Consider the following 12,448-nt stretch of genomic DNA (forward strand, 5'->3'; position numbering starts at 1 on the left):
GTGGTTATCCACAGCGTCTCTAATATTAAATTCAAACCATCCACAGTTAAAGCTCCTCGTGTGCAGTAAGTTTTTTCTCCATCCAATCCTTTCCTTCAATCATGCGTGTAACTATCATTGACGCCACCGTATCTCCTGTTGCATTCAAGCATGTTGCGGGAGGATCTACCAGGAATCCTATAGTTGCAATAATTGGAAATGCCTCGGGAGGGAATCCGTACATATTTACTATGAGCATCTCTCCTATCAATCCTCCACCGGGTACTCCGGACATTACCACACCACCCAGAATAGACAGCAGAATTGCGGTAAAATACGTACCTATCCCGGTAAATTCCTGCCCGAAAATTCCGAACAGAAATGATATTTTTAATATGGATGACAGCACTGTACCATCCATGTGCATAGTAGCTCCAATAGGAAGTATAATTTCGCGAATATCTTTTGGAACTCCTATACGCGACGCAGCCTTAAGATTTACAGGCATAGTAGCTATGGAACTTTGTGTTGCTATTGATGTTACAGCAGGCTCAATTATATTTTTAAAGAATGTTTTGACTCCCCGCATTCCGCCGGCATAATATGTATACGCAGTAAATGCAACGGCAAAATACAATATACACAGAGGATAATAAACGGCCATGGCCCTCGCGTATGCACCAAGCAGCTGAGGCCCGAATTCTCCTATGAGGCTGGCAAAATAAGCACCTAATCCTATTGGTGCGTACAGCATTATAACACCTATTAATTTCATCATAACTTTTGACAATGCTTCAAGTGCTCTTGCTACAATATTGTCTTCTCCTCCCACCGCACTTACGCAATATCCGAACAAAATTGAAAACACTATCAATGGAAGCATATTGGAACGAGACAGTATTTTACTGAAATCATTGACAGTAACCGCCTGAACTACTTGATCTGCAAAAGACAATTTTTCAAGTTCTGTTTCTGCCGCACCGAGCTCTATATTAGCTCCCGCAGCAGGGGGAAAGATATTAACAACAACAATAATTAAAACTGCCGCAATCAATCCTGTAACAACAAACGTGAGAAACATATTTCCTAGTATTTTCCCGAGGCGCTTCATATTTACCATACTGCCCACCGCACTTGCAATTGTGATAAATACTAACGGAGTAACCGCAGTAAACATCAGGTTTAAAAATATATCTCCGAATGGTTTAAGCACTGTTGCCTTTTCACCGAATAAAAGACCTATTATACTTCCAATTGCAATAGAAATAATTAATGTAACCGAAAACCGATAATTTTCCCAAAAAGTTCCTTTTGTTTGGCTCATTTTAGCACTCCTTTTTTAATTTGAAATGTTAATTATATTTTATTAATCAGTTTTTTCAAATATACCACGTCGTTCCAATATTTCAATTCTTAATACCTCAAATCCTCATCCATAACTTTACCTTCTGCAACTATATTTGTATCTCCTATAAGATACAGTTTTTCAACTTTTTCGCCGTTACTTTCAACCTCAATAAATAACTCTCCTCCCGGAACTATTATTTTAACCCTTTTGCCGCCCTTCAGATATCCTTTAAGCATAAGCGCAACTGCCGCTGATGCCGAGCCGGTACCGCAAGCCAGCGTAAAATCCTCAACCCCCCTTTCATAAGTTTTTACAATTGCCGTGTTTTCATCTATAACATCAAAAAAGTTAACATTTGCTCCTTTTGGAAAGCCATCATAATATCTGATCTTTCTGCCGATATCAAACATTTCTAATTCATCGGCATTTTTAAATTCATACCTGACTACCGCGTGAGGAAGTCCCGGATTTCCCAGCTCTATGTACGAGCACTCATATTTTTTGCCATCTATTTCAATATCATTTTCCAGCTTAATTACTTCAGGGCTATTTAATTGTACTTTTACAAGCCTTCCCTCAAGTACTTCCGATTTTACAATTCCTGCTCCGGTTTCAAAGGACATTTTCTTTCCGGCTATATTGTTTATATAAGCATAGCGGGAAATGCACCTTGCTCCATTACCGCACATCTCGCCTATACTGCCGTCCTGATTGTAAAAACGCATCCTGAAGTCCGTATCGCCTTCAGGAAAATCAACAGCCATGAGACCGTCAGCCCCTATTGATACCTTTCTCTGACACAATGTTTTTGCAATTACAGAAAGTTTGTCAGCAGGAAGCTTCAGCTCCATATTGTTTATAATTATAAAGTCATTGCCTGCGCCGTGCATCTTTGTGAAATTCATAATCTCACTCCTCTTTTTAGTTTAGTGATTCTGGAATCACTTCATTAGCTATCATATGGTCGTAACTTTGCCTTTTTACTATTATGCAGGATTTTCCGTTTTTAACGAGCACCGTTGCCAAAAATGGATTCTTGTTATAATTGCTTGACATGGTATATCCGTATGCCCCTGTTGAAAACACTGCAAATATATCTCCTCTTTCAGCAGGAGCTATTTTTGCATCCTTTATGAGTATATCTCCTGATTCACAGCATTTGCCGCATATTGTAACCACGTCAGTCTTTGCCTCTTCCGCTTTATTCGCTACTATTCCCTCATACTTAGCCTGGTAGAGAGCAGGTCTGATATTATCCGTCATACCTCCGTCAACAGAAACATATTTTCTTATACCTTTTATATCCTTAACGGTACCTATTGTGTACAATGTTATACCTGCTTCACCCACAATGCTCCTGCCCGGTTCAATTACAACCTCAGGTCTTACAATCTCCATATTCTTTGAAAATTCTTCAATTTTTTTCATCATAGGGTCAAGAAAATACTCATAGGACTTTTTATCGTCAGCATCTGTGTATTTTATTCCAAAACCACCGCCGATATTTATTTCCGGTGTAGTATAACTATATTTTTCTTTAGTATCTTTTATTAACTTTAATGCAACATCAAGAGCTTTTAAATGAGACTCATTGTTATGAAGCTGAGACCCTACATGAAAATGAAATCCCATAAAGTTAACATATCTTGAATTTATTGCTTGTTCAATTGCGGGAAATATAACCTCGTCATCAAGCGGTATGCCGAATTTCGAGTCTTTTTTACCTGTAACTATATAATCATGAGAGTCACTCTTAACGCCAGGAGTTATTCTATACAATATATTCATTTTTTTGCCTTTTTTGCTGCATATCTCTTCTATAAGGCTCAACTCATCAAGTCCATCGACTATTATTCTTCCTATATTGTATTCAATCGCAAGCTCCAATTCTTCTTCGGATTTATTATTTCCATTAAATTCTATTTTTTCTGGCGGAAAATCAGCCTTGATTGCCGTATACAATTCCCCCCCGGAAACAACATCCATGCAAAGTCCCTCTTTTTCGATTATTTTGCACATTGCCAAGGTCAAAAAAGCCTTAGCAGCATAGGCGGCTCTTGTTCTTTTATATCTGCCCAAAAATGTTTCTCTTATTTCTCTGCACTTATTTTCAATTGCATTTTCACTCATTACATACAAAGGCGTACCGTATTTTTTTGCCAACTCAACCGTATTGCACCCGTCAAAATAAAGCGTGTTATATTTAATGTCTTCTATCATGTCTTCTCCTCAAATTTATTAAAAAAATATTTTTTTATTAAATATAATATATAATTAATTTTATTGCAATTATTATGCCAAACAAAATATTTTGATATAATTTATATTTTTAACCATAATCTTGACATATATTTAAAAAAGCTTTAACATTAAAGCACAGTTAAGAAAGGGTGATAGCCATAGTAAGGAAAGCAGCCATTATTACATTAAGCAAAAATGCTTCATTGTTTTACAAAAGCATATTTAAGAAGCTATTTGGCAATTTAATCAGTATAAGCTGTTACAGCGTACTGGACGGTTCCGTCAACAAGATAGATAAAGCAGACATATTTATCGTATCAACCGATGCCTTTGACAGCATAAACGACTGTGAAAAATTTATTCCCCAAAATGTTCCTAAAATTGAGCTGAATGTTGAATTTACAATTCAAAACATTGATACATTAATGAAAATCCCTAAGGGAACCTGCGCCTATTTTGTAAATCTGAGCGAAATAATGGTGCGGGAATGCATAGCCAGGCTTTCGCAGCTTGGTGTAAACCACATCAATTTTATTCCATGCTTTCCCGGGTCAATACCGGGCAAAAGCTGCAACCTTGCAATAACTGCCGGAGAAGGTCGATATGCTCCGGATGAGGCTGAAAACATAATAGATTTGGGAGATCGTATTCCGGATACTAATACAATAGTAGAAACCGCGCTACGGCTTAAGCTGGACTATCTATTGGAAAAGGAACATTTCAAAGAATATTTTAATTCCATAGCAACCAGCAATTATAACTTCAATCAAATTTTTGGGCGCTCCCTCAACATGGAAAGCCAATTTGAAATACTGATGGAAATAATAGACGCAGGAATAATTGGAGTAAATGAAAGCGGTACAGTTATATCGTATAATTCAAAAGCAGCCGAAATAACGGGAATAAACCAAAAACAAGTGATAAACAAATCCGCAAGATCCTGCCTGCATTTCCTGCCATTCGCAGAATGTAAAACAACAGAAAGGAAAATCACAAACAGGCTGGTTAAATTTAAGGATGTTGACATCAATGCCACCATCGCTCCTGTGATTAGGGGAAATAAGTACATAGGCGCATTTGCAACTATACAAAAATTTACAGAAGAAGAATATAAGCAGCATAATTTTCGAATGCAGTTGTTAAGTAAGGGACATACGGCAAAATATACCTTTAATGATATTACAGGGGAAAGCGACTCAATAAAAAGAGCCTGTGCCATAGCAAAAAAAATGGCAAAAAATAATTCCGCCGTGCTTATTACTGGTGAGAGCGGAACAGGAAAAGAGCTTTTCGCTCAAGCAATACATAATGAATCTGATAGAAACAACAACCCGTTCATAGCAATTAACTGCGCAGCCATGCCTGATAATCTGCTGGAAAGCGAGCTTTTCGGTTATGAGGAGGGAGCCTTTACAGGCGCCCGTCGAGGTGGAAAGCTGGGACTTTTTGAATTTGCACACAAGGGTTCCATATTCCTGGACGAGGTTGAAGGTATGAGCCCGGCGCTTCAAATCAAGCTTCTGAGAGTTCTTCAGGAGAGAGAAATCATGCGCGTCGGCGGAGACAGAATTATAAGTGTCGACGTAAGAATAATTGCTGCGTCAAATGAAACTTTGGAAGATCTCGTAGCAGACGGAATCTTCAGAAGCGATTTATATTACAGACTCAACACTCTTCCCATAGAAATACCTCCGTTGAGGGAACGGGGCGGAGATATCATGCTTTTATTTGAAAACATTAAAAAAGAATTGAACGGGCGTTTTACGCTTTCGGCAGAGGTCAAAAATGCCTTCATGGCACATGACTGGAAGGGAAATGTACGGGAGCTTCATAACTATGTTGAATACTTAACATATCTTGATAAACCTTATATCAGCTATGAAGACCTGCCTAAAAGCTTCCACAAAAGAATTACCCCGCTTAAAAGCAGAGGGCATGATAAAGACTTAGATGTAAGTCTCCTTAAAAAAATAGCAGGCAATAAACTGGATGACTACACACTTGTATTGGGCATACTTTACGATGGATATAAAAGCAAAAAAAGCCTGGGAAGGCTGTCCATAGCAGAAAAAGCCCAGAACTCCGGGCACTACCTGACCCAACAGGAGGTTCGAAGCATATTGTATGATTTAAGCAATCTCGGCCTTGTTAAAATATCTCAAGGAAGAGGCGGAAGTAAAATCAATGATAAAGGTATAAGGGCATATAATAACTTGTAACCTATGTCTAATCACCGGTTAATTGGTTAAAGCTTAATTCACTTTAACCAATTAACCGGTGAGCATTATTATAATAATGTTACCTTCAAACACTAACGGACAAAAAATATATTGTTCGGCTGGCATGGTTTATGCAATCAATATTTACGCAATTAAGCATAAAAATATTGAAAGGAAAGTGCCATGAAGTATGATTTTGATAAAATAATAAACAGAGACAACACATTTTCAGTAAAATATGAAGAAAGAATTAGGAATTTTGGAACTAACGACTTAATCCCACTGTGGATTGCGGATATGGATTTTGAAACAGCTAAGCCTATAACCGAAGCAATTAAGAAAAGGGCCGCACACGGTATTTACGGATATGTTTCAAAACCTGATTCTTTTTTTCAAGCATTCTGCAATTGGCAGAGCAGAAGAAACAACTGGGACATAGACAGAAACCTGGTAAGCTTCAGCCCGGGAGTTGTCCCTTCCCTGTCTGTCATAGTCAATGAGTTTACGGACATAAATGACAAAGTGTTGATCCAGACACCCGTATATCCCGAATTTTATGATGTAGTTGAAGCATGGGACAGAATTGTGCTTGAAAATAAGCTCCTTGAAAAAGACGGAGTATACTCAGTGGACTTTGAAGATTTCGAAAACAAATTGAAGCATGGAACAAAACTGTTCATACTTTGTAACCCCCAAAATCCTGTAGGAAGGGTGTGGTCAATGAAAGAGCTTCAAAAAATGACCGACCTGTGCAACAAATATAATGTGCTCATCGCGTCAGATGAAATACATGCCGACCTAATGCTTTGGGGAAACAGGCACATACCCACAGCTACAGTTTCAGAAAAAGCCGGTAAAATTACAATTACCTGCACCTCCTGCTCAAAAACTTTTAATCTTGCAGGGCTTCAGGCATCCTTTGCAGTATTTCCAGACAAAAATTTAAAAGACAAATTTGATAAGTTCTGGAAAAATTTAGAGATACACCGCAACAACTGTTTCAGCATTGTCGCAATGGAAACAGCCTATAGCGAAGGTGAGGAATGGCTGAAACAGCTCATACCATATCTGGAGAATAATATAAACTATGTAAGAGAATTCTGCAAAGCTAACATTCCACAAATAAAGCCGTCAAAACCTGAAAGCACATACCTAGTTTGGCTGGACTGCAGAGATTTGGGATTGAGTAACGAAGAGTTAAATGATTTCATGATAAACAAGGCACACTTAGGGCTTAATTCTGGAAATAATTTCTCCAGAAGCCTGTCAGGATATATGAGGATGAACATAGCATGTCCCCGCTCTGTATTAGAAAAAGCTATGAAACAGCTTGATTCAGCTGTAAATAATTTAAACGGAGGCATAAAAAGCAAATATACAAGAGGAGAATAAATGAAAGAATACTGTATTGATAATTTAAAAATTGAAGTAAATAATGCTGTTCCAGATGATATCGATTCAATCACAGCTCTGGAAGCCGTATGTTTCCCTGCTGCGGAAGCCGCATCGAGAGATTCCTTTAAAAAAAGGATTGCCAGGTTTCCTGATAGCTTTTTTGTTGCGAGGATTGACGGCAAAATAATAGGAATAGTAAACGGGTGTGTAACAAACAGCGATGTAATTTACGATGCCATGTTCCACGACGACAATGAACATATAAGCGACGGAAGCATTCAAACCATATTTGGACTCTTGGTCCACCCAGATTATCAGCGAAGAGGAATAGCAGCATTATTGATGAACCACATGATTGATATATCAAGAAAAAGAGGAAAGAAAGCCGTCATTCTTACATGCAAGGACAAACTAATTCGCTACTACGAAAAATTTGGATTCATAAACAAAGGTAAGTCTGAATCCAGTCACGGCGGTGCCGTATGGTATGATATGTACCTAGAATTATAGAAATATCAAGTCATTTTTTAACACATAATAGTATGCTACTTAATGCGGACAGGAAAGTCATTATAAAACTATCCTGCCCGTATTTTAAAATCATCAATGCTTAGTCTATATTAAATATAGACTTATAGAGCAACCTCGTCTTTACGCTTTTTTCGCAAAAGCCTTATTCCAAAAAATATTAAGAATATTCCTACAGTCACATTCAAAATTCTAACAACCGCCGATGGCAAAAAGCTGCTCAACATACTTCCCATGACAGCTATTACTGTTAAGAAAATTATTGTAGCCATAATACAGCCTACAGCAAACAAAAAGAGCTGTTTTTTGTTCCATTTGTTTTCCATCATTTGTGTTGAAAACATACTGCTCCAAAAAACAATGGTTAATGGATTTGATGCTGTCAGCAGTAATCCTTGAATAAACAAATTTCCGCTTGATGCACTTGAGAATAATCTAATATTGGGCAGTAGAGATAAATCAAAAGCACTCGCTATTGTATTTGCTCCAAACAAAACCAGCACGGAGCATCCTACCATCTTTACAACTGCATTTACCTTTTCTCTATTGATAACAGCGGCAACACCTACACAGGATAATGCGATGTATAAAGCATCAATAAGCGTTATTGCAAAAACAAGGTACAAACTGTAAAAAACTCCATATAAAGCTGACGTATTAAATACCATCAAGCACATTGGACCAACAGCAAATTGCAGCAACATTCCAAATTTAAGACCCTTAATAATCATAATCATAGCGCAGCCTCACTAAAAATTAATTTCTTCTTTTAAAGTAATAAGTGTAATAATGGTGTTTGAACCTGAAATACCTTTAATTTTCTTTAGAGTCTTCGACAAAAAATTTTCCAAAGCCTGTGTATCTTCTACGGCAACCTTTAACAAATAGTCATATCCACCTGCAACATGATGACATTCTAAAACACAATTATGCTTTACAATTTCATTTCTAAAACCATCAATATTTTCCGTTTTATCTATATTAACAAATACAAACGCTAAAAGATATTTGCCTATTTTATTTCGATTTATCTTAATAGTATATTGTTGTATTATTCCTGATTGCTCCAACTTTCTAATCCGTTCAGCGACAGCGGGTATAGATAGGTTTACTTTTTTGCTAATTTCAGAGGCAGACGCCCTTCCGTTTTCTTTAAGATTATTAAGAATAGCATAATCAATCGAATCCATATTCAACACTCCTTTTTAAGATATTTTATCAAATTTTTAATATAAAGTATATATTTTACATAAATACAATAAATTATTAAGTTATTTAAATTATATCTTAAAAATAAAAAAGTTTATACCCCCGTTTTTTGCCTGCACCTTCAAATCAGAAAGCTGCCTGCAGATATTTCATAAAAAGATATAAACAATTAACTTGTGCCTTATATACTACTTATTTTTATGATTATGATGAAACGTATTTTAAACGGATTCAAAACCGAAATAGTTCAGAATACCTACATAGATACTATAAGCAATTCTCCACTGCTCATCTCTTATTATCTGTGCATCATGATAATTGGTCAGATATCCCATTTCCACAAGAACAGCCGGCATGCTTGTTCTGCGCAAAACGTACAATGACCGATTTTCTCTTATTCCGTTGTTCCTTAAATCTGTATAGTAAGTAATTGCATTCAAAATGTTTTGAGCAAGCCAGTTCGCCTGTGTACCATACTGATAAATATACATTTCCGCTCCGTTAATGTTTGGATTTTCATTTGCATTTGCATGAATACTAATAAAATAATCAGCAGGCCAACTGTTTGCCATTCGAACACGCTCCGCTAAACTTGTCGTATTATTATAACCTAAAACCGTAGTGGGTGTAGGTCTTGACAGCATAACTTCAAACCTCGGGTCATTTTCCAGCAAATAAGCCAGATACAGTCCGACTTGGTAGGTTATATCCTCCTCTACAAGCCCGTTTCCTCTTGCACCTGTGTTATGATGTCCAGTTGGATTATGCCCCTGATCTACAAAAATTTTAATAGCCAAAAAATCACTCCCTCACAATTGTACTGCTAATATATTATTCATGTTATTATATATAAGTTCCACAATTGTTTTTTGCTTTACATCTGTAAAAAATCCTGTGTTTATTTTCCACCCTTTTACACTGATGCGCCTGTGTGCTCTTTGACTTTAATACTTTGATATGGTACTATGAAAGCAATATAAAGAGCCTCAATAAAAGCATGAAAAAAGGCGGTGTAAAATGAGCTTCGGTCACAGACTTTTCTTTCAAAAAAATATTTATAATTTAAAAGATACAGACAGTCTGTTTCATAATGCAATTTTAGAAAATATAAATCACCACACGAATAATTGTACTGACTATGCAAAAATATTGTCTCAACAAGGTTTTTCAATTAAAGATGTTAAAACCATAGAAGATATATATATAATTCCACCAATACCAACACTGTTTTTAAAAAACCACACACTTTATTCTTCTCCTAAAAATAAGCTAATGCTTAAATCAACTACATCAGGCACCAGCGGAAAGGTAAGCGAAATGGCTCTTGATCTGTCATCGGCATGGCGGGGACTTGGCATGGTTCTGGGAACATTTTTTACGAATAAATTAGTATCGTTGCGTCCTACAAACTATATAGTCCTTGGGTATCAGCCGTCTAAAAGGAATAAAATAGGCGCGGTTAAAACCGCCTATGCGACTACATATGCAGCCCCTGCTGTACACAGAGAATATGCGCTGAAGGATAACGGAACAGATTATGTGCTCAATATGGACGGCATTAAAAATGCTTTAATTCGCTATGAAAAAATGGGACTACCTGTGCGCTTCATGGGATTCCCTGCATATTTTATGTTTTTGGTGAAAGAACTGCTAGAATCAGGTATCAAGCTTAAGCTTCATCCTAAATCCCTTGTAATTTTAGCAGGTGGATGGAAAAATTTCTTTACTGAGGAAGTGGACAAAGATACTCTGTATGCAATGTCAGAGAAAGCTTTGGGGCTTGGAGAAGACAATATCAGGGAATTTTTCGGTGCCGTGGAGCACCCGATTGCATACTTTAACTGCCCCAATCATCATTTTCATGTTCCAATATATTCAAGAGTAATCATTCGTGATTTAAATATGGAGCCTGTCGGGTTCGGAGTGCCGGGTATGCTAAATCTTATCACTCCTATGATGACAAGCATGCCGTTTGTAAGTGTTATGACTGACGATTTGGCAGTAATGCATCCCGGCGAAGAATGCGGCTGCGGAATCAGTTCCCCGTATTTTGAAGTTCTCGGGCGCGTAGGCCTAGCGGACATTAAAACATGTGCAGCAAATGCTTCTGAACTGCTGGACATAAAGAAGGGCGGTGCAGTATGAATCTTGTAAATGGCAAGTTTATTGATTCAAAAGAATGCGATATAGTACTTGATAATCTGGAGCAGCATATTATTGATACGTTAAATAAGGAAAGATTGAGTACCGAAACAGTTGTTAATGCCTGTGACAAGCTTGTAACAGACTTGGATGAAGAGTTCTACATCAAAGCAATGTCTAATCTGGGAATTGACGAGTCATTGGGTAGAAGCTATATAGATGAAATGCGGAGGTTCTTCTGCAAAGAAAGCCTGCTGCACCGAATGAAGTTAGAATTAGGTGATACTCTTGGCAGCCCGTATTCATTTAATCCCATGCATAAGGAATTTACCGTTACCAGACAAATTTTACCCCTAGGTGTTTTACTGCATGTCGCTGCCGGAAATGCCGACGGATTACCGGCATTCAGTGTACTTGAAGGCCTTTTGACCGGTAATATAAATATTTTGAAATTACCTGCGGCAGAGGGAGGTATATCTGCACACTTGCTGTTTGAACTTATAAAAGCAGAACCTGCACTGGCAGATTATATTTATGTTTTTGATTATTCCTCGAAAGACATTGAACATATTGAAAAACTAATTTCTGTTGCAGACGCTGTGGTTGTATGGGGAGGAAGAGAAGCTGTATCTGCTCTTCGAAGACTTATTCCCCCAAACACCAAGCTTATTGAATGGGGACACAAAGTAAGCTTTGCCTATGTTACGAAACAAGGTATGGCACAAAACAAACTTGAAGGGCTTGCAAAAAACATTGCCGAGACTGGACAATTGCTGTGCAGTTCTGCACAGGGAATTTTTCTTGATACTGATGACATGAATGACATATATGAATTCTGTGATAGGTTTTTGCCTGTTTTAGATTATGCGATTAATAAAAACGCTAAAAAAATCGGAATAGGAATAAAATCTCAGGTTGCCCTGAGACTGTATGCAGAAGAACTGGAAGGCATCTATAAAGACAGCCGAATATTTAAAGGCGACAGTTGCAGCTTGATTGCATATCCGGATAAAATAATTGACACATCCATTCAGTTCGGTAACCCGTGGGTACGACCGCTTCCTCACATAGAACTGCTGTCGGCTCTGCGTCCATATAAAAACTACCTGCAGACGGTAGGTTTGGCTTGCGACCAATCAGAATTGCATCCTCTGTCCCATATACTTTTCAAAACCGGTGTTGTCAGAGTGTGCCCGTGTGAAAACATGTCCCATACATATTGCGGAGCACCCCATGACGGAGAATTTCCACTAAGACGCTATACTAAAATTGTTGATATTGATACAGATTGATTTAGTTAAAAATATCAACGTTTTTAAGCTAACTAGCTTTGCATTTTTTGTTGTTGAAAAACAAACAGCTCAATGATAATGGTTCATTGAGCTGT

The 12,448-nt window shown here is 37.5% G+C and carries 11 protein-coding genes; 5 read left to right on the top strand and 6 right to left on the bottom strand.

The features are described from left to right. Positions 1-46 precede the first annotated feature (46 nt). The 3 genes from RBQ61_RS01885 to lysA all read right to left on the bottom strand — a co-directional run bounded on the left by RBQ61_RS01885 (position 47) and on the right by lysA (position 3,547). Positions 47-1,303: a dicarboxylate/amino acid:cation symporter gene (locus RBQ61_RS01885; RefSeq protein WP_308138845.1), complete on the bottom strand. Its 1,257-nt coding sequence runs from the start codon at positions 1,301-1,303 to the stop codon at positions 47-49. A gap of 89 nt (positions 1,304-1,392) precedes the next feature. After that, positions 1,393-2,232: a diaminopimelate epimerase gene (gene dapF / locus RBQ61_RS01890; RefSeq protein ID WP_308138846.1), complete on the bottom strand. Its 840-nt coding sequence runs from the start codon at positions 2,230-2,232 to the stop codon at positions 1,393-1,395. A 16-nt stretch (positions 2,233-2,248) separates the two neighbouring features. Beyond that, the gene (gene lysA, locus RBQ61_RS01895; RefSeq protein WP_308138847.1) at positions 2,249-3,547 is read right to left on the bottom strand and encodes a diaminopimelate decarboxylase; all 1,299 of its coding nucleotides are present in this window, start codon (positions 3,545-3,547) and stop codon (positions 2,249-2,251) included. Between the two features lie 170 nt (positions 3,548-3,717). Between lysA and RBQ61_RS01900 the strand changes: the two genes are divergently transcribed. From RBQ61_RS01900 to RBQ61_RS01910, 3 genes are all read left to right on the top strand, one after another. Continuing rightward, positions 3,718-5,787: a sigma-54-dependent Fis family transcriptional regulator gene (locus RBQ61_RS01900; protein ID WP_308138848.1), complete on the top strand. Its 2,070-nt coding sequence runs from the start codon at positions 3,718-3,720 to the stop codon at positions 5,785-5,787. Positions 5,788-5,970: 183 nt separating this feature from the next. Continuing rightward, positions 5,971-7,179, top strand: coding sequence for a MalY/PatB family protein (locus tag RBQ61_RS01905; protein ID WP_308138849.1), 1,209 nt, complete (start codon positions 5,971-5,973; stop codon positions 7,177-7,179). Further along, positions 7,180-7,692 carry a GNAT family N-acetyltransferase gene (locus tag RBQ61_RS01910; RefSeq protein WP_308138850.1) on the top strand — a complete coding sequence of 171 codons (513 nt, stop codon included), beginning with the start codon at positions 7,180-7,182 and terminating at the stop codon, positions 7,690-7,692. 122 nt (positions 7,693-7,814) lie between these two features. Here the strand turns inward: RBQ61_RS01910 and RBQ61_RS01915 are convergent, their stop codons facing one another. The 3 genes from RBQ61_RS01915 to RBQ61_RS01925 all read right to left on the bottom strand — a co-directional run bounded on the left by RBQ61_RS01915 (position 7,815) and on the right by RBQ61_RS01925 (position 9,716). Then, positions 7,815-8,447 (bottom strand): LysE family translocator, encoded by a 633-nt coding sequence (locus RBQ61_RS01915; protein ID WP_308138851.1) that lies wholly within the window; start codon positions 8,445-8,447, stop codon positions 7,815-7,817. A 12-nt stretch (positions 8,448-8,459) separates the two neighbouring features. After that, positions 8,460-8,900, bottom strand: a complete 441-nt coding sequence (locus tag RBQ61_RS01920; RefSeq protein WP_308138852.1) for an Lrp/AsnC family transcriptional regulator — start codon at positions 8,898-8,900, stop codon at positions 8,460-8,462. A 240-nt stretch (positions 8,901-9,140) separates the two neighbouring features. Further along, positions 9,141-9,716 (bottom strand): N-acetylmuramoyl-L-alanine amidase, encoded by a 576-nt coding sequence (locus RBQ61_RS01925; protein ID WP_308138853.1) that lies wholly within the window; start codon positions 9,714-9,716, stop codon positions 9,141-9,143. A 220-nt stretch (positions 9,717-9,936) separates the two neighbouring features. Between RBQ61_RS01925 and RBQ61_RS01930 the strand changes: the two genes are divergently transcribed. Both RBQ61_RS01930 and RBQ61_RS01935 read left to right on the top strand, forming a co-directional pair. Then, a complete protein-coding gene (locus RBQ61_RS01930; RefSeq protein ID WP_308138854.1) occupies positions 9,937-11,064 on the top strand; it encodes an acyl-protein synthetase in 1,128 nt (375 codons plus the stop codon). After that, positions 11,061-12,353 (top strand): acyl-CoA reductase, encoded by a 1,293-nt coding sequence (locus RBQ61_RS01935; RefSeq protein WP_308138855.1) that lies wholly within the window; start codon positions 11,061-11,063, stop codon positions 12,351-12,353. The genes RBQ61_RS01930 and RBQ61_RS01935 overlap by 4 nt, the downstream gene beginning before the upstream one ends. The last annotated feature ends 95 nt before the right edge of the window (positions 12,354-12,448 follow it).

It is taken from the genome of Sedimentibacter sp. MB35-C1, assembly GCF_030913635.1.
In the GTDB taxonomy this organism is placed as follows: domain Bacteria; phylum Bacillota; class Clostridia; order Tissierellales; family Sedimentibacteraceae; genus Sedimentibacter.